The sequence below is a fragment of the Paraneptunicella aestuarii genome (assembly GCF_019900845.1).
GTDB lineage: Bacteria > Pseudomonadota > Gammaproteobacteria > Enterobacterales > Alteromonadaceae > Paraneptunicella > Paraneptunicella aestuarii.
The window spans coordinates 4,359,219-4,378,474 of record NZ_CP074570.1 but is presented as its reverse complement, the minus strand read 5'-3'; the positions used below and the strand labels follow the sequence as shown (position 1 = coordinate 4,378,474).

The window sequence follows — 19,256 nt, the reverse complement described above, 5'->3', positions numbered from 1 at the left end:
GGCTATCCAGTTGATGTTGCTAATTGCCTAGTTTCGCTTATTTTATCGGAATATCAATGCCGAAATAGGCAAAACTCGTTAATTGAGCAACATCTGTGCGTAAGGGCTTGGACTATTTACCTAAATTAGCGATTTTCGCTGCTTGATAGAGTAATTCCGGAGCCAATCTTACTTTGAAGTTGGGGTTTACATATTGAAAATGCACCATGCCTTTTTGATCTACGATGTACACAGCTGGAACCGGAAGTGCCACTTTGCTCGTGCCATCCAGATCGGCAAATTCAATACCAAACTTATTGCGATAGATATCCGAGGTTTTTTCATCCAGATAGAATCCCAAACCAAAATCTTCGATGGTTTTAAAGTGGGTGTCTGACATTAGCTGGATTTTCTGCTGAATTTCAAAGGCTTGTTTTTTCAGTTTGGCTGGGCTATCTGGAGATATAGCGATAAGCTGATAACCTAAATTCATGATTTTGCTTTCAACGTCTTTTAACCCGGCAAGCTGTGCATTGCAGTACGGACACCAGCCTCCTCGGTAGAAAATGATAACGGTAGGCTTGTTTTTGATGATGTCGTGCAGTTTTACCGCTTTTTCATCCAATTGATACAGGGTGGAATTGGGGACGGTTTGTCCATTCAGGATAGGTTTTACGCTATCTGCGTTTGCTGCAATATTATGCGGAGCCGCGTGAGCAAAAACGGCTGTGAATAAAAGTGTAAGGGCTAGCGATTTGAGTAATTGTCGAGTCATGGTCTGTCGTTTGTAGTTAATGTCACGAGTTTGACCCGATAAAGCCGAGAAGACTTTCATTTCGTTTTCACTTTTATTTCGGAAGTGGAGATTTGCCTTGAGTCAGGATCGCATGGTTTCAGGTTAATTAAAACTCTATCTCTTCGCCTTCTTCTTCTTCTGCTTCCAGTGCCGCCAGAGCTTCCGGCGTTAATTGCATTTGTTGCCACCAGCGTTCATCGGCGATCACTTCGCCTTGCTCGCCAATTGCGGGGTAAGGCAGACCTTTTTTCATGCATTGTTCGTGAAGTTTGGTGTGGCCTCGTTCAAACATTAATTGCTGGCAAATCGTTTCATCCAATTGGGGGGTGTCGTACATGCCAGCTAATTGCCGCTGACGTTGCGCTTCATACAAGATTAACGCACCTGCAACAGAGACATTGAGTGATTGCACCATGCCCATCATCGGAATGATGATACGTTTATCTGAAAGGGCTATCGCCTCATCGCTGGCACCATGCTTTTCGTGCCCTAATATGATGGCGGTAGGTTGGATGTAATCAATATCACGGAAATCCACAGCATCATCAGAAAGATGTGTGACCAATACCTGCATTTTCTGTCGCTTGAATTCAGTGACTGCGTCAGCAATGGTATCGTGATGAGTACAGCGTAACCAAAGATGGCTACCTTTGGACGTGCCTTTTCGTAAGCGTGTTTTTTCGTCCAAAATAGCATGGACTTGATGGACCCCTATCGCGTCGCAAGTACGCATTACTGCTGAAAGATTATGCGTTTTGTGTACTTGCTCCATGCAAACGGTAATGTCTGTTTGCCTTCTATTGAGTATTCTTCGTATCCGTTGATATCGCTCAGGGGTCACTACTTATCTACTTATATCTACTATTGGTGATTGGGAATTAAGGTAATTCCAAAACACCGTCAATTTCGATTTGAGAGCCTTTTGGCAATCCTTTAACTTCAATCGCGGCTCTGGCGGGGAAAGGTGCTGCGAAGTGTTGGCTCATGATCTCATTGACTTTGGCAAAGTTGCCCAGGTCGATCAGGAAAATGTTCACTTTCACCATGTCTTGAATTGTACCGCCTGCAGCTTCACATACGGCTTTCAAGTTAGAAAATACTTGTTGTGCTTGCTCTTCAAAATTATCAGAAACCATTTCCATCGTGTCTGGACGCAGAGGAATCTGCCCCGACAAATAGACGGTTTTACCTACACGCACAGCCTGGCTGTATGTACCAATCGCTTGTGGTGCGTTATCAGTATGAATAATTGACCTGCTCATTCACTATCCCTCAAGAAGTTTGCTTGGACTTACTATGCCTTGATACCGACTGAACCTCGGGCATTGCTCTAATTTTACGAACAATGGTCGCAAGGTGGTGTCGATTCTTGGTGGTAAGTTCCAAGTCGATGTAATAAATGTTGCTTTCTTTTTCTTCAGTCTGTAAGCCGATGATGTTGGAATCACAGGCGGAGATACTGTTGGTTAGAGTCGCCAATGTACCTTGATGGTTGATCAACTCTACCCGTAGGGCGGCTTTGAACTCTCCGGTCGCACCTTCTTCCCACTTCATTGGGAGTACCCTTTGGGGTTCTTCTTTTACCAGCTTCCTGATATTACTGCAACCTACCTGGTGTATTAACATTCCCTTTCCGGGACTTAAAACGGCAATAATCTGGTCGTCTGGAATAGGGTGACAGCACGGGGAATAGGATACCAACAGCCCCTCTGTACCCTTGATAGCAACATTGGTTCTTTTATCTGCCAAGGCTTCGCTTTTCTGATCATCGCCAATCAGGCGACGAGCCACAATGGCGCTTAACTCGTTGCCAAGACCAATGTCGGCAAGCAAGGCTTCAAAACTTGTATGCTGGGTTTCCTGAACAACGCGATCGATACTTTCTTGTGGAATATCATCCAGTCGTACGGATCCCATTGCATGTCTGAGTAAACGATTACCAAGATTGATTGCTTCTTCGGAACGCTGATTTTTCAGGAATTGTCGAATGTGTGCTCGCGCTTTAGCGGTAACAACGAAGTTCAGCCAGTTTGCGTTTGGATTGGCTCTTGGCGAAGTGATGATTTCTACTGTTTGGCCATTCTCTAAACGACGATTTAGGGAATACGTGTTGCGATCCACTCTTACACCAACACAGGAGTTGCCTACATCGGTATGTACCGCATAGGCAAAATCAACGGGGGTGGCGCCCATGGGCAATTCGATAATTTTGCCCTCTGGTGTAAACACGTAAATTTCGTCAGGGAAAAGGTCGGCTTTGACGTTTTCGATAAACTCAAAAGAAGAACTGGCGCTGTGTTGCAATTCCAGAAGTGACTGCATCCACTTGCGAGCTCGGGTTTGTGCCGTTGATGAGGTTTTGGTTTCACCCTCTTTGTATTCCCAATGAGCAGCAACGCCTTTGTCAGCCATCTCATCCATCTCTTTGGTACGGATTTGTATTTCCACCGGAATACCGTGTGGGCCAACTAAAGAAGTGTGTAATGACTGGTAGCCATTGGTACGAGGAATGGCAATGTAATCTTTGAAACGGCCTTCAATGGGTTTGTACAGGCCATGCATACAACCTAGCACACGATAAGAGTCATCAATAGAATTCACCACAATCCGAAAGGCATAAATGTCCATGATTTGATTGAACATCAATTCTTTGTTCTTCATTTTGCGGTAGATGGAATACAAATGCTTTTCGCGCCCGGATACATCCGATTCAATCTCTCTTTCTTTTAAGCGGCTGATCACTTCCTGCTTGGTATTCTCAATAATTTCTTTACGGTTGCCTCTTGCTTGTTTTACTGCGGAACGCAGGGCGCGGTAACGCATAGGAAACATGGCCTGAAAGCCCAGATCTTCCAATTCATTTTTAATTTCATGAATACCCAGTCGGTGAGCAATGGGAGCGTAGATTTCGAGGGTTTCTCTGGCGATGCGGCGGCGTTTGTCGGGGCGAAGTGAACCTAATGTGCGCATATTGTGGGTTCGGTCAGCGAGCTTGATGAGAATGATGCGAATATCTTCTACCATTGCCATCATCATCTTGCGAAAGTTTTCCGCTTGCGCTTCTTCCTTACTGCGAAACTGGATCTTATCCAGTTTGGATACACCTTCTACCAATTCAGCAACGGTTTCTCCAAATTCTTCAGCTAAATCTTGCTTGGAGTAGCTGGTATCTTCGATAACGTCATGAAGTAAAGCACCCATCAGGGTTTCATGATCCAGGCGCATGCTCGCTAGAATGCTGGCGACGGCGACAGGGTGGGTTATGTATGGGTCACCGCTGGAACGCATTTGGCCTTCGTGGGCTTTTTTTGCCAACACAAATGCGCTTTCCACCAATTTAATTTCCCTTGGTGGTAAGTATTCGGTAATTTTTTGTTTTAAACCCTCAAAAAGATACACTCAGATCGACGCGATAGTTTAATTGCTGGATAAAGTAAAGAATACGGGGATTTTATTAGGATGCAATGGCTAAATGCCGGATTTAACGGCATTTAGCTTGCGAAGGCGGAATTTTTTATTACTGGTCTGACAAAATATTGCCAACAGAGGCAAATTCCAGTTCGTCTTGCGCTTGTTGATCTCTGATTTCTGCTTCGTCCAAGGTGCTTGCAGTGACCAAGCCTTCTTCGATTTCACGTAAAGCAGTTACCGTTGCCTTATCATTGCTCACCGGTACTAAAGGATCTTTGCCTTCGGTGGCGATTTGGCGAGCACGACGAGCGGCTACCATTACCAGGTCGAAACGATTACCAATTTTCTTCACAGCATCTTCTACGGTTACACGTGCCATGTCGTTCTCCGTTCGTTAATTTTATAAGGCATTACAAAAAAGGTCGCGTAGTTTACTCATTTATTGAGCAATAGCCAAGCAAAATATGCTATGGCTGCGGCTTGTTTCCGGACAGTAAATCGTCGAACAATGCTTTATATCGAATGACCTGTTTAGCTTTGCGTAGACGTTGGCTGATAACGATCGCGTCAATTTCTCTTAGTGCTTGATCGAAGTCGTCATTAATGACGATAAAATCAAATTCATGGTAGTGTGAAATTTCCGATTCAGCCTTCTCCATGCGGCGTGCAATTTCCTCGGCGGAATCTTGCTGACGATTGGTTAAACGTTCATGCAGGGCTTTCTTGGAAGGAGGGGCAATAAAAATGGTTCTGGCATCGGGGATTTGCGATTTAACCTGACGAGCACCTTGCCATTCAATATCCAAAAACACGTCAATACCATGCTGTAGTGTGTCTGCTATGGTTTGCTTTGAAGTGCCATAGTAGTTGCCAAAAGCTTCAGCCCATTCAAAAAACACATCTTCCTCAATCAGCTTTTTGAACGTGCTTTCATCGACAAAATGATAATGAACGCCATGCACTTCGCCGGGTCTTGGCTTGCGAGTGGTATGAGATACGGAAACTTGTACCGGATGTTGAGTATCTTCTTTATAGCGTTCTATCAGCGCTTTGATCAGGCTCGATTTTCCAGCACCTGAGGGAGCGGCAAGAATGAATAGATTTCCAGGTGTTTTAGACATGGTGATCGCGATTCTCTTTGTTTTTATGGGGTTGAGTTTTTACATATTTGAGACGGTTACCAGTGCAATATTAGCACAACTTGTTTTGCATTCACTGCTATGCATAGTAAATTAGCGTGTAAACCATCACAACATAGAGTGGGAAAGAAACTCAACCATTGGTATGGCTTAATTTGAAGCTGTCTTGAGTTGAATGAGAAATCTTTCACCACATTGGAAATGTACCCTGGAGACAGAATGTCCGTTGAAGCTTTACCCTACGTTGAAGTTAATCCTGCCACAAAACCTGATGCTGTTGTTATTTGGTTGCATGGTTTAGGTGACTCTGGGAATGGATTCGCCCCTATCGTGCCGCAATTACATCTGCCAGTGGATTTGGCTGTGAGATTCGTTTTTCCTCATGCACCGATTCGCCCTATTACCGTCAATAACGGTATGCAAATGCGTGCCTGGTACGACCTTAAAAGCCTATCGTTCCAAGATCGTGCAGACATGGAAGGAGTTGAAGATTCTTCTCAGAGAGTGGAAGCCTTGATTGAAGCTGAGATTGCTAATGGCGTGCCGTCTAATCGCATTATTCTGGCGGGTTTTTCTCAAGGGGGAGTAATTGCTTATCACTTGGGCTTGCGTTACGCCAATAAGTTGGCGGGGTTGATTTGCTTGTCGACTTATATGTGTGAGCCCGATATGAACGCCAAGAATTGGCCTGATATCAATAAAACCACGCCAATTTTTTCTGCTCATGGCGTATACGATGATGTTGTGCCAATTGCTCTGGGGCGTACTGCTTACGAAAAAGCGATTGAGCAAGGATTTAATGCTTCATGGGCGCAATACCCTATGCAGCACAATGTTTGCCTTGAGCAAATTCAGGATATTTCTAAATGGTTGCAAGCCCGACTAAAATAAGTGGGGGTTGATTCATCGACGACTTGTTTGTAGAGCGTATATAGAAAGTAGAGGTCGAAACTCATGCGTCTTGTTCGAATAATGTTAATTAGTTTTGTCGCTTTGATGCTGGCTTTCGGCGCTCAAGCCGACATCGTACGTAGCCAACTAACCAGTGCTATCGAAGACCGGGAACCAACCGACGATTTGGCAAACGATGTGGTTGGGCATTCAAATACCATTACCCAAGTGTATTACTTTAATCATCTGACTAATATGAATGGTAAGGTTTTGCAGCATAAATGGTTACTTGATGGTGTCGAGAAAGCGGTCATTGACTTGAAGATTGGTAGTAACAACTGGCGAACCTATTCCAGCAAGCGCATGAATGATGCGATGCAAGGCAACTGGCAAGTGCAAGTCTGGATGGATGGTCAGCAGCTACAAGCGCATGAATTTACTTACCGTTTGTTCCAGTGATGCTCAATAAGCACTCAGGGTATCGCTCTTTTCGCCATCCTAACTTTCTTAGCCAGTCGAGTCAGGCGCTTGGCAAGAAACAGTGATACCATTCCTATTTTATCAATTTTATTTTCCAGGCTATTTGAATGACTCAACGAATTCTCCGCATAGCAACACGTAAAAGCGCACTTGCAATGTGGCAAGCAGAATATGTTCAGGATCTACTCCGAACACATCACCCCGAATTGACCGTAGAACTGGTTCCCATGACAACCCAGGGAGACAGAATTCTTGATGCACCTCTAGCCAAAGTGGGCGGGAAAGGCTTGTTTATTAAAGAGCTGGAAATTGCCATGCAAGAAGGGCGAGCTGATATCGCCGTGCATTCCATGAAAGATGTACCCGTAGAGTTACCCGAAGGCTTTGGTTTGCATGCCATTTGTGAGCGAGAAGATCCTCGTGATGCTTTTGTTAGTCATCAGTATGCCTCGTTGAATGAATTGCCCGAAGGGGCAGTAGTTGGGACTTCCAGTCTGCGTCGTCAGTGTCAGATAAAAGCGTTACGGGCAGACTTGGTGATTAAAGACTTAAGGGGTAATATAAATACCCGCCTGGGTAAGCTGGATGACGGTGAGTATGATGCCATTATTCTTGCTTCTGCCGGATTGATACGCTTGAACATGCAGGAGCGCATTCGTTCATATTTACCCGCAGAGTTAAGTTTACCGGCTGTTGGGCAAGGCGCGGTGGGTATTGAGTGCCGTGATGACGATGCAGAATTAATTGCTTTGTTAGCTCCGTTAAATCACTCAGAGACTGAAATTCGAGTGAAGGCAGAACGTGCCATGAATGCACGTTTGCAAGGTGGATGTCAGGTGCCTATTGGCAGCTTTGCTGAGTTGCACGGTGATGAAATTTATTTGCGAGGCTTGGTAGGTTCTTCTGACGGAAAAACCATATTGAGATCGGAAAAGAAGGGATTGTTGTCTGAGGCTGAAAAAATAGGGCAACAGGTGGCAGAAGAATTGTTGGCTCAAGGAGCAGACAAGTTGTTGGCTGAATTGCATGGTGCGTAATGCGCTATTTAATTATTCGGCCTGAAGGTAAATGCCAGCGAACGTGTGAGTTTCTTGCTCAGCAAGGTATTGAGTGCGCGCCTTTACCCTTATTGAAGCTGGAACCAAACCCTGAATCGTTAGCGTTATTGCAACAGGACTTGGCCGATTTGCAGAGCGAAGACCTGCTATTGGTGACGAGTACCGCGGTTGCTGAATTCGCGGGAGAGCAATTGCACCGATTCATGCGAGGATCAGGTCGTGATGCGATATTTGCTACTTTTGCTGTAGGCGCCAGTAGTGCCGAGCGCCTGAATTTAGGTGATGGAAGCGTGCGTTATCCTGAATTGGAAACCAGTGAAGGCTTACTGTCGCTCATCCAGGAATACAGTTCGGCACCTGAAGTAACGAGCCTATCTAAACCCAAAGCATTATTGCTAAAAGGTTTTGGTGGCAGGGGATTATTGACCCCGCAATTAACAGCAATGGGATATCAAGTAATAGAACGGAATCTATATCGCAGAGTCAGTAACCCCGATTGGGTTAAGTATCAAGACTGGCATGCATCTGACATTGGTTGTGTGGTGGCAACCAGTGGCGAACTTCTACAAGCCGCATTTAATGAGCCTTCTTTAGATAAAGAGTGGTTGCGTCGTTTGTCCTGGATCGTGGTTGGTGATCGTGTGGCTGAGATTGCAAAAACCTTGGGCATCGGTGATATTTTTGTTAGCACTAAAGCGAATGACGCAGCTTTGTTAGCTGCAATGAAACAGTTTCCTGGAGTTAAGTAATGAGCAGTGAATCGACAAATGATCCCAAAGGAAAAGTGAGTCAGGAATCTGATAACGCCGCCGATGTGGAAAAAAAGCACGAAGAAAAGACACAGGCAGAAAAGCGGGTAACAGATAAGCAAACTCCAGTTTCAAAACAATCAGAGCAACAAGCCGCTTTAGATAAGCTCGCGAAAAGTATTGAGGCTTCCAAATCTGAAACTGACAAGCAAAGAACATCAGATAAAAAAACAGCAGATAACGAGACAAAACCAACAATGAATAAAGCCCCCGTTGCAAGCCAGAAAGCGCAGACTGCATCCTCGTCCTCAAGCAAGCCTTTAGTTTGGTTATTGGTGCTGTTCAATCTGGGGTTTCTCGCTGCGATTGCTTATGCTGGATTTTTGGGATGGCAACATTGGCAGCAGTTCCTGAGCAATCAGGAGCAGCAATCGGCGCAATTGCAACAAAACCTGCAAGAGCAATTTTCAGGACAGTTTGATCGTGCGTTGCAACAACAGCAGTCAGACATGAATAGCCGTATGAAGCAGCAAAGTGAGAGTGTGGATCAGGCGCTGATACAATATCAAAGCACTCTAAATAGTCTTAGCCAGCAAGTGCAACAGGTTTCCGGATTAAAAACCGGAGAATGGTTGTTGGCTGAAGCGGATTATCTGGTTCGCATGGCGGGGCGTAAATTATGGCTGGAGAAAGACAGCGCTACGGCTATCAGTTTGTTGCGTGATGCCGACAGCCGCCTAGCTGAAGCTAATGACCCTGAATTACTCATGGTGAGACAAGCGCTTGCCAACGATGTCGAAGCTTTGCGTTCATTGCAAGTAGTATCGGTTACCGACAGCGCTATTCGCCTACAAGCGTTATATTCTCGTGTGGCAGATTTAGCCATTCCACAACCCGAGACTTTCTACAAAACGTCGTCATTTAACGACGTACAAGCCACTGGTTTTTGGGCTAAGTTGGGGCAGTGGGTGTCTGACAATTTGTTTAGAGTGTCCTACACAGAACAACCCGTTTCTCCTTTTATTAATGAACAACAACAATGGTTGGTTAAAGAGCAACTGAAATACCAATTGCTTATTGCTCAGAATGCCTTGCTAAGAGAAGAGTTCGCCTTGTACCGAGCTGCCATTGAACAGAGCCAGAACCTCTTAACTCAGTATTTTGACTTGCAGCAAACCGCAGCGGTAGCCTTCCTTGAATCCCTGAATGAATTGTCGCAACAGGATTTTGCATCCGGGGTTCCACAGGAACTGGCTGTTGCTAAAGCGTTAAAATTACATTTGGCAAACCATGGAAAAGGCTCAGAGATAGGGACTCATTCTGACAAGCAAACAATCGAAAACGCCTCAGAACAGGAGCCTGTATTATGATCCGGGTTGCCCTGTTTGTACTCAGTTTGGCTGCCATTGCTGTTGCTGGCATGTTTGTCGGCCCCTGGTTAGCCGACCATAAAGGCTATGTGCTGATTTCTTTTGGTTCCGTAGTTGTTGAGCTGACGGTTATTTCGTTTGTGCTTTTAGTGTTGCTGGCATTTGTTGGGCTTTGGCTACTCAAAAAGCTACTGGGCATGACCTTCGGTGCTATTTCCGGGTCTCAACGCTGGTTTGGAAGCTTTAGCCGTCGCCGTATCCAAAAAGCGTTTCGTAGTGGCATGTTGGCGCTGGAAGAAGGTGATTTGACCATTGCCAGAAAACGATTGCTGAAAGCCCGTGGAGGAGACTTCTCGGGTTTGGATTTACTCGCGCTAGGCAAAGTGGAAAAGCAATCTGGCAACATTGACGTTGCGGTTGATTATTGGCAACAGGCGTTGGAGTTTGAAGAAGCTAAAGTTGCTGCAAGTTTGTATTTGAGTGAGCATTACTCTGCACAAAAAGATTATGACAACGCCATATTGATATTGGCCAATCTGGATGATGTGCATCAGAAGCAAGTGAATGTAATAGAACATTATGCTCATGCGTTAATTGCGCGTGGTGATTGGCACACGCTTAGCGAGAAGTTGGTCGTTTGGAAAAAGTATCTGCCAAAAGAGAAAGCGCAAGACTGGGAAGAAAAGGCGGCTCAAGGGACATATGCCGAGATTGCCAGCAAAGAAGGCGCTTATCAGCTGAAATCCATGTGGTTAAAACAGCCTCGTAAAGTCCGTCACGACCCTGCGAATCAGGCTGCTTATGTCCGACAATTGCTGGATCAGGCTATGTATAAGGACGCCGAAGAGGCATTGGTGCACTTTCAGAAGAAAGCGCCAGACCCAAGATTATTACCATTGTTTAGGCAGCTACGCTTGCCAAATCCTGCTTCTGCGATCAAGTTATTGGAAGGTTGGATAAAAAAAGACTCGAATAATGCTGAAATGCTGTCAATATTAGGTGACTTGGCTTACCAAACCAAAGATTATGGTTTAGCCGCTCAAGCCTTGCAAAAGGCACTGACATTACGTCAAGATAGAAGCGATATGTTGCTGTTGGCAAAAGTGAAAGAAAGTCAACATGACAACGCTGGGGCGTTGCAGCTGTATAAGCAATGCATGACTGCTGGTTAACTGGGTAGTACGCATGATATTAGTGGCGAATATTCTTCAAACAGAACAAATCAGGTCAACTGATTTGCCTGTGCTTGCGGAGAGTATCGCATCATGATGCACAAATACCTGTTCCAACCTTCCAGAGCTTTTTATCTGGTTCTCCTGATCATCTTCATTTCCTTCTTTAAGGATCAGATCAATGCTCAGGTTGCCTGGATTGATGAGAACCTGATTGAACTCCTCATGGGAGTTGTGACCATCGTTGCCGCTTTTCGCATGAAAGGAAAAACCGGCAACCTTGGGGAGCGACTGTTTTGGTTCAATATTCGTCTGGCGATGGTGGTCTGGTTTATTACTAAACTGGGCATTTTGATTTCAGCCTATTTACGTTCTCAGGAAGCGATTTTAAAGATTGCTGCATACGGATACTTTGGCTTTTTTATGGCGATGGTATTTGCGGTGATTTTGAAGAATTACCAAACGCGTCACCGCAGCGTGTTGGCATTGCAACAATATGGCGCAATATTCTTTGTACTGGGTTTGTTTGCTTATCTGGTGCTGATACCCAGCCAATTGAGCCAAAACGAATTTAGACAGCTCTATTCTTCCTATCTTTTCTATATCGTGCTTGATGTGTATTTAATGCTGCTGTTTTGGACGAAAGCGCTGCAAAGTCGTCGAGCCGATAACTTTAGAACTTACCTGTGGTTTGGTGCCGGGTCGTTCGTGTTTTTAATGCTTGATAGTGTCGAACTGATTCAGACCGCAGGATTGATTGAACGTTTTACCCATCCATTGCAACATACTATCTGGTATGTACCGTATTTGTGCTTCACGATGGCGTTGAACCCGAAAATCGATGCTATCCCTAAAGAAGGCCGTACTTTGCCTTCCTGGTTTCCGTCGCCATTGTTGGTGTCTGCTACCGTGTTACCTATCATTCATGCTACGGGTCATAGTATGGAGTGGTTTTTTGATGAAGCCGAAGTCAATCGTGAATGGTTACTTGCTATTTGGGTATTGTCTTTTATTGTTTTGATTTCGAAGCAAGAGAATTTCATTGTTAATCGCTATCGTCGATTACGAACCAAATATGAGAGTTTGCCGCGTACTAATCCGACAGAGAATGAGCAGACTCACTCACCATTTCCATTAGTACAGCTCGACGTTTCCGGGCGTATCACCTTTGCTAATAAAGCGTTGTTAGACTTGTTGGGATATCAGGCCAGCCAGTTAAAAGGGCAGTTTTTCAGTGGTCTGTTTCCCAAAGATGAACCATTTGCTCGCTTCTTTAAAGGCATGGAAACGTCGTTAAACTCCAATAGTCTGGTGAGTTTGGAGCAGAGGGAAGTGAATTTAGAGGATGCCGCTGGACACAGTATTCCTTGTTATATGCGTACTATGGAAAGCAACAATGCCTTGGCTATTAGCTTTGTCGATATCAGCACGCTGAAGCTGGCGGAAGAGCAAGCGCTTTCGGTGAAAGACAAGTTTATCGCGAATATCACCCATGAATTCCGCACCCCGCTGACCATTATTCAAGGCGCGTTGGAAGAAGGGATTGACAGCAATCTGGATGAATCGTTGAAGAAGAGAATGTATTCAGCGCTTCGTAACAATGCCCGTATCTTAAAAATGGTTGAGCAATTGTTAATGCTGTCAAAGCTAACCAGTGCTCCCAAGCTAAATGCATCGACACAGCCCCTGTCCGACGTAGTGAGAAACGCGGTTGAATTGTTTGCTCCGCTGTGTGAACAAAAACAAATGAAGTTCGAATATGAGCTGGTGGATAGCTTGTGGGCGGATATTCATGAAGATTCCTTGCAGCAAATACTCTACAACCTGTTAACCAATGCTTATAAATACACGCCGGAAGAAGGGACGATTACACTGCATATGGACGTTAACGGCAAGATGCTAAGTATTATCGTAACGGATACAGGAAAAGGCTTTGACTCCAACGAGTCATCACAAATCTTTGGCCGTTTTCAACGTGCTAAAGGTGTGAATGTGAAAACCTTTGGTGTGGGTATTGGTTTGTCGGTGGTGAATGAACTGATTGAAGCTCATTCATGGAAATTAAGCGTGAAATCTGAGCCTGACAAAGGCACTCGTTTTATTATTGATATTCCTTTGGTGGATGCGCCCAAGTATTTTGCAGGTGAAATCAAACCCGTTGATTTCTCACTGGAAGATAGCGGTTTTGTTTATCAGGGAGAGAATGAGACCGGCGGGGTCAGTAAAGAACGAGATCGTTTGCTGATTATTGAAGACAACGCAGACATGCAGGAATATCTTGCCCACCTTACTGAGCAAAACTTTGAAACCGATATTTGCGGTTTGGGTGAGAAGGGCTTAAAAGCGGCTATTGATCAGGTTCCCGATATTATTATCTGCGATCTTATGCTGCCGGATATTTCCGGGTTCCAGGTGGTTGAGCAGTTAAAAGCCAATGATGTTACGGCTCATATTCCCATACTGATGCTAACTGCAAAGGCCGACATGGATAGTAAGCTGGAAGGGTTACAGAAGAAGGTTGATGATTACCTGACCAAGCCGTTCCATTATCAGGAATTACTGCTGCGGTTACGTAATTTATTAGCGGGCAGAGAAGCGGCTCAAACGCAATTGAAATCTCGTTTGTTGAGTGAACAAGCGTTTGGTAATGCTGATGAAGACGGAATTGAGGTTGTTACTGAGGATTCTGCGGTTTCGGCTTTCTTGAAGAAGTTAAATAGCGTGGTTGAAAAGCATTATCAGGATGAAAGCTTTAATATGGGTGAACTTGCAGGGCAGTTAGGTTTAAGTGAACGACAGCTGCAACGTAAAATGCGCGGTGTATTAAGCTTAACGCCGGGTGAGTACCTGCGAGAATTCCGCCTAATGAAAGCCAAGCGTTTGTTGACCACTGGAATTCAGGTTGGCTTGGTCGCGGATCAGGTTGGTTTCTCCAGCCAGGCTTACTTCACCAAGTGTTTCAAAGAATGGCAGGGGGAAACCCCTAGCTCCTACCAAAAACAGGCTCAGGTTTAATCCTGAGGACTTTGAGAACCAGTATGGGGTTCATGCTTGAGAGTTTCTGAGACTCTTTGATCATTTCGATTCACTAAGAATGGAATAAAGATGTAATCAAAGAGCTATTATCAGAAAGAGCAACAACAAGAGCAACTGTGAGGGTATCCCCTGTTGCGATTCTCCCCTCGTCTTTTCTTACTGCGCAGCTCAGGTGTGTAGTCAAGCAGCAACGGTTAGATATCCATCAAATTAACCAGTCCGGATACTTCCTTAATATGTTTGCAGCGAAGTAATTCGTTCAGATAGAGCTCGTTGATCTCGCGAGTTGGACCCACAACACCGCACCAATGACCTTTATCCATCTTGGCTGAATAGAGGGCTTTGTCGGCAACCATTGAAACCTGATCCCATGACAGGGCTCTGGGGTTCTCATGATCAAATGGATAGAACGCAAAACCAGCAGAACAGCTCAGTTTAATTTTCTGTTTGAAATAGAAGAAGTTGCCTGCATCAAGCATTTCATAGAGGTTTTCTATCCAGGCGCAGGTTTCTTGCTTATTACGTATTTCTCCTACCAGCATGAATTCATCGCCACCCCAGCGGATTAAATGGAACTCCTGTGGAATACGCTCTTGTACCAGTCGTGCCAAATGGCATATGGCAGCATCACCGGCGGCGTGACCGTAGTTGTCGTTGATAGGCTTAAGGTTGTCCATGTCCAACAACATAATCAGCATGTGCGGCGCGTCTTCCTTGTGGGTCATGTGTGCCTGATCAATCAGTGATAGACGTTTACCCAAATAAGCATTAAGGAAGTGACGGTTGTTGAGCCCGGTTAAGGCGTCAACGCGGTAAGCCACTTCTAGTTCATTGTTCAGTGCCGTGAGCTTTTTATTCTGTTCAGCCAGCTCTTTGGTACGTTGTGCAACTTCCTGTTCCAGCTTTTTACGTTGATTTTCTTCATGAGCAAACTTTTTCAACTGAATTTGGATTAACGTCATGATGAAACCGCTAATAATGGCGGCGTATAAACCGAATGCCCATATCGTTAGCCAAGGTGCAGGTTCTACTGTCACTGGGAGATTAATTTGAGACTCACTCCAGGTGCCGTTGTTATTCGACGCCTTGACCATAAAGGTGTATTTTCCTGCTGGCAGGTTGGTGTAGGTGGCGCGGCGAAGGTTACCAACATTTACCCAGTCAGCATCAAAATGTTCCAGTTTGTATTGGTACTGGTTCTTTTCTGGCGCTGCGAAATCCAGAGCGACAAAGTCGAATGCGACCAGATAATCGTTGTAAGCCAGGGTCACACCAGAAATTATTTCTGATAATGGTTTGTTTTCTTTTAGCCCCGATACGCCAATAAGTTCAACATTAGGTGGCTCCGAGTTGATTGGATCGAAGTGAGCTGAAAACTGATTAAAACCGTTGCTGCCACCAAAATAGATGTTGTCATCCTTGCCTTTCATGACTGCCCCGATATTAAAGTCATAACCTTGCAGTCCATGACTTTTATCGAAATGCTCTATATGGCTATTTTTGGGGTTATAGCGGCTTAATCCCTTGTTGGATGACATCCATATACGGCCTTCTGTATCCTCGGCAAACCCATAGACGGTATTGCTCAACAGCCCCTGTTGCCGTTGGATATGTTTAAATACCGGTAAACCTTTAATGCGTTCCTGACGTTGCCATAAATTAATGCCATTGCCTTCTGTGGCAATCCAGAAGTTGCCACCACTGTCTTCAAAGATCTGCCAGACCATATCAGAGGTTAGGCTGGAGGCGATGGAAGGGTCGTGTCTGAATTTGGTAAAAGTGCCGGCTTTAGGGTTGAACAGGTTCAAACCTGCTTCAGTAGCTAGCCATAGTTGACCTTGTTGATCCTCGTGGATTTGCATCACTTTATTGCTGGACAAGGATTCAGGGTCATCGCTATTGGCTGAATAGGTTTTAAATTTGTCGCCAATTTTGAGGCTTAAACCGCCTTTATAGGTGGTTACCCAGATATCCCCTTTTTGGTCTTGCAGAATGTCAGTAACACCGTTGGCTGGCAGGCTGTCTGGGTTTTCAGGATCATGCTCATAGTGACGCCATTGATTACTGCCATTGGGCAAATAGGCTAATCCTTTGGCTCTGGTGCCAATCCACAGACCATCTTGTTTATCGATGTAAAGTGCCATGATGCGATTATCTGGCAGCCCCTGGTCTTTGGTGAACAGTTCGTAATCATTGCTATTGGCTCTGCGTTTCAATACACCGCCGCCATAGGTTGCTATGACTAAGTCCTGATTGCTGTACTGGGCGAAGCCGGTGATTACCGAGTGGTTATATTTGTCTGATACTTTCGGTAGCGTGTGGTTGAACCGATTCGTGGTGGGGTTCCATTTGTTCAAGCCGCGATAAGTGCCTAACCAAATTAACCCATTAGCATCTTGAAACATGCTAAGAATACGATTGTTACTGAGACTATTCGGGTTGGTATCTGAATGTTTGATATGGATAAACTCTTCGTCGGTGATCATGGTGATGCCGTCGTCTGTTCCTACCCAGAGGTTATCCTGATTATCTTCCAGCAAGCTGAGAACACGATTATTACTCAGGCTGTTTTTGCTTTCAGACTTATAGGTAAATTGATCCAGTTGGTTTTTGTCTAACTGGTAATAATGCAAACCATGCGAAGCTGTTCCAATCCAGATGTTGCCTTTTTTATCTCGTAACATGCTGCGCACATGTTTGCCTTGCAGGTTGTTCCCGTTAGGAAGTTGGCTCAGGTTCTGCCAGTACCCACGATCCGGATCATAAATATCAACGCCACCACCATCACTGCCAACCCAGATTCGTCCTTGGGTATCTTCAGCAAAAGCCGTGATCGAAGGGTGATTTATGCCTCCGGTGTGTAATTTGAAATTAACGAACTCGTATCCACCATCTTTGGGGATAATGAGATCCAGTCCATGTTCAAATGTGCCAACCCAGATGCGTTTTTGCGAGTCGATAAAAAGAGATTGAATGCGGTCGCTGGATAACTCTTTTTCAGCGATACGTGTCGCACTGGTGTTCTGTGGATCGAAGCGATTTAAGCCGCCACCAAAAGTGCCAATCCATAAATAACCTTCGGAATCGATAACCATGTCGGTAATAACATCGTTAGAAAGGCTGGTAGCGTCTTCCGGGTTATGTCTGAATGGTGTGAAGGTGAAACCATCGAATCGGTTTAAACCTTCCTCGGTGGCAATCCAGAGGAATCCTCGATTATCTTGAATAATGCCGCGAACGGTTTCCTGAACCAAACCTTTGTCTATATCGTACACGTCAAAGCGCATCTCGGCTGCATGAGCCAAAATGGACGAAAAATATATAAACGTCAGTAACAGAAGTTTGCGGTAGAACATCGAGCCTATTAATTTTTTATTACGCAATCCGATGTTTTAACAAATAAAAAGGCTCAGGTAAAAGCCTGAGCCCAATTCTTTTTTATTGTTTATTACTTTTTGGACTATTCTTCGTCAACCCAAGGGTTAACCGCAATGTCCAAATTGTCTGTAAAATTAATCTGTGCGCCGCTCCAGGTGTCGGTTTCAGAGGCGATGTAAGCATCACGCCACAAGTTACCATCGCGCCATAAATTTCCGTCACGCCATAAATTACCATCTCGCCACAAATTGCCCGAAGAATCCAGAATTTGCATTTCACTTGAGCTTTCTGTAAACACAGGGCCTAGATAATGAGCTACGTCGTTGATATCAGCATCAATGTCCATGTTTTGATTGGCGCAATTATCAGCAGTGCTGAATACTGCTGCTTCTGCATTAACGCTACCTGCGCCTTGAGCAAAGGCTGTTTCAGTCGCAATGTCGCCATCCATAAATGGCTGAGCGGTTTCTAACAAGCGGCATTTAACCTGATCTGGAGTCAAATCCGGCTGATAGGAAATCATTAGAGCCGCAACACCTGAAACAACGGCAGCTGCTTGAGAGGTTCCTGACATGGCGTAAAATTGACCACCATCGTGGAACTCAGGATATTTCTTAGCAATTTGAGCGTTTTTGTCCATCAAGCCAACCACATGACCACCATAAGCAACCACTTCTGGTTTGGCAAAGCCTTCAAATGTTGGGCCGACAGAAGAGAAAGATGCTACGAAATCATCAGTTGCAGAGTCGGTTGTGAAATTATCTGACGCTGCGCCAACGGTGATGACATAAGGGACATTGCCTGGTACGCCAATAGCGTTGCTTGTATTGCCGCGATTACCCGCAGAAGCGACGACGACAATGCCTGCCTGCCATGCTTTCATGACGGCGATATTTACCGGATCATCCCAATACAGGCTTTGTGCTGGTGCGCTGAATGACATGTTCAGAACGCGAATATTAAAGTCGTCTTTGTATTGAATTGCCCATTGGATGGCATCAATAACGTTAACATAGCTGCCAGCACCATTTTCATCGAAGGCTTTTAAGCTAAGTAATCTGACATTAGGGGCAATACCGTAGTATTTGTTGTAAATGTCTTTGTCGCTATTGGATATAATACTGGTCACATGAGTGCCGTGACCGTTTTGTTCTTCATCCATTAGCAGGATGCTTTTATCAATAGCATTGTAAGTACCATAAACGCGTTTGTTGCCATAAGCGTCAACACGTAATCCGTTCATGGTTTTGAAACCGGTATCCAGTACCGCGACTGTTACGCCGCTACCAAAGATACCCGCATCATGAAGATTCTGTACACCTGTTTGCAGTGGCACGACTGCTTCTGAAGCTTTTGCTCTTGAGCCCCAACCCGTAGCAGCCAGCGTCACTTTGCTATCTGCGAATAAACGAACATCACCTTGTTCTTTTAGTTTGGCTACCTGGGATTCAGTTAAAGAGGCAACAACGCCGTTTACGATAGGTAAGTTGTGGTCGATGCTAGCGCCGATTTCCTGAACCTCTGCTTTGGCTTGAGCCAAAGAATCAGCCATAACTATGTAATTTTGTTCTGTCGACGAGTCGTTTTGGTTGATGATAAACGCGGTGGTTGCGAGAACCATCAAACTGGGTAAGGCTTTGGAAAACAGCTTCATAATCATATTTCCTGGATTGTACTTAATCATTCGTTATTAACAAACCGAGGCAAATACTGATGCTCGGACCAATAAGACAGCAGCTTTCCGTGTAACTAATTTAACCCGACTTGCTTACTTTATGGCACGTTTTCTACGAATAA

The 19,256-nt window shown here is 44.9% G+C and carries 15 protein-coding genes; 7 read left to right on the top strand and 8 right to left on the bottom strand.

What is annotated here, in order from left to right; translation table 11 throughout:
* Positions 1–112 precede the first annotated feature (112 nt).
* The 6 genes from KIH87_RS17065 to gmk all read right to left on the bottom strand — a co-directional run bounded on the left by KIH87_RS17065 (position 113) and on the right by gmk (position 5,307).
* Complete coding sequence (locus tag KIH87_RS17065; RefSeq protein ID WP_232359063.1) at positions 113–814, bottom strand: peroxiredoxin-like family protein; 702 nt, start codon at positions 812–814, stop codon at positions 113–115.
* Positions 815–881: 67 nt separating this feature from the next.
* Complete coding sequence (trmH, locus tag KIH87_RS17060; RefSeq protein ID WP_232359062.1) at positions 882–1,616, bottom strand: tRNA (guanosine(18)-2'-O)-methyltransferase TrmH; 735 nt, start codon at positions 1,614–1,616, stop codon at positions 882–884.
* Positions 1,617–1,653: 37 nt separating this feature from the next.
* The gene (locus KIH87_RS17055) at positions 1,654–2,037 is read right to left on the bottom strand and encodes a Rid family detoxifying hydrolase (RefSeq protein WP_232359061.1); all 384 of its coding nucleotides are present in this window, start codon (positions 2,035–2,037) and stop codon (positions 1,654–1,656) included.
* Positions 2,038–2,047: 10 nt separating this feature from the next.
* Entirely contained in the window at positions 2,048–4,174 is a 2,127-nt protein-coding gene (gene spoT / locus KIH87_RS17050) for a bifunctional GTP diphosphokinase/guanosine-3',5'-bis pyrophosphate 3'-pyrophosphohydrolase (RefSeq protein WP_232359060.1), read from the bottom strand.
* 118 nt (positions 4,175–4,292) lie between these two features.
* Positions 4,293–4,565: a DNA-directed RNA polymerase subunit omega gene (rpoZ, locus tag KIH87_RS17045; protein WP_232359059.1), complete on the bottom strand. Its 273-nt coding sequence runs from the start codon at positions 4,563–4,565 to the stop codon at positions 4,293–4,295.
* 88 nt (positions 4,566–4,653) lie between these two features.
* Positions 4,654–5,307 carry a guanylate kinase gene (gene gmk / locus KIH87_RS17040; RefSeq protein ID WP_232359058.1) on the bottom strand — a complete coding sequence of 218 codons (654 nt, stop codon included), beginning with the start codon at positions 5,305–5,307 and terminating at the stop codon, positions 4,654–4,656.
* A gap of 237 nt (positions 5,308–5,544) precedes the next feature.
* On the opposite strand from gmk, the gene KIH87_RS17035 reads away from it, so the two are divergent.
* From KIH87_RS17035 to KIH87_RS17005, 7 genes are all read left to right on the top strand, one after another.
* Positions 5,545–6,216, top strand: coding sequence for an alpha/beta hydrolase (locus tag KIH87_RS17035; protein ID WP_232359057.1), 672 nt, complete (start codon positions 5,545–5,547; stop codon positions 6,214–6,216).
* A gap of 81 nt (positions 6,217–6,297) precedes the next feature.
* Complete coding sequence (locus KIH87_RS17030; RefSeq protein WP_232359056.1) at positions 6,298–6,675, top strand: DUF2914 domain-containing protein; 378 nt, start codon at positions 6,298–6,300, stop codon at positions 6,673–6,675.
* Positions 6,676–6,803: 128 nt separating this feature from the next.
* Complete coding sequence (hemC, locus tag KIH87_RS17025; protein ID WP_232359055.1) at positions 6,804–7,733, top strand: hydroxymethylbilane synthase; 930 nt, start codon at positions 6,804–6,806, stop codon at positions 7,731–7,733.
* Entirely contained in the window at positions 7,733–8,503 is a 771-nt protein-coding gene (locus KIH87_RS17020; RefSeq protein WP_232359054.1) for a uroporphyrinogen-III synthase, read from the top strand. Before hemC ends, KIH87_RS17020 begins: the two co-directional genes overlap by 1 nt.
* Complete coding sequence (locus KIH87_RS17015) at positions 8,503–9,873, top strand: uroporphyrinogen-III C-methyltransferase (protein WP_232359053.1); 1,371 nt, start codon at positions 8,503–8,505, stop codon at positions 9,871–9,873. Before KIH87_RS17020 ends, KIH87_RS17015 begins: the two co-directional genes overlap by 1 nt.
* On the top strand, positions 9,870–11,045 hold the full coding sequence (locus KIH87_RS17010) for a heme biosynthesis HemY N-terminal domain-containing protein (RefSeq protein ID WP_232359052.1): 1,176 nt from the start codon (positions 9,870–9,872) through the stop codon (positions 11,043–11,045). Before KIH87_RS17015 ends, KIH87_RS17010 begins: the two co-directional genes overlap by 4 nt.
* A 93-nt stretch (positions 11,046–11,138) precedes the next feature.
* Positions 11,139–14,060 (top strand): hybrid sensor histidine kinase/response regulator transcription factor, encoded by a 2,922-nt coding sequence (locus KIH87_RS17005; protein ID WP_232359051.1) that lies wholly within the window; start codon positions 11,139–11,141, stop codon positions 14,058–14,060.
* A 215-nt stretch (positions 14,061–14,275) separates the two neighbouring features.
* On the opposite strand, the gene KIH87_RS17000 is transcribed toward KIH87_RS17005, so the two are convergent.
* Complete coding sequence (locus tag KIH87_RS17000; RefSeq protein WP_232359050.1) at positions 14,276–17,368, bottom strand: ligand-binding sensor domain-containing diguanylate cyclase; 3,093 nt, start codon at positions 17,366–17,368, stop codon at positions 14,276–14,278.
* 173 nt (positions 17,369–17,541) lie between these two features.
* Positions 17,542–19,113 carry a S8 family peptidase gene (locus KIH87_RS16995; protein WP_232359049.1) on the bottom strand — a complete coding sequence of 524 codons (1,572 nt, stop codon included), beginning with the start codon at positions 19,111–19,113 and terminating at the stop codon, positions 17,542–17,544.
* Positions 19,114–19,256: the final 143 nt, after the last annotated feature.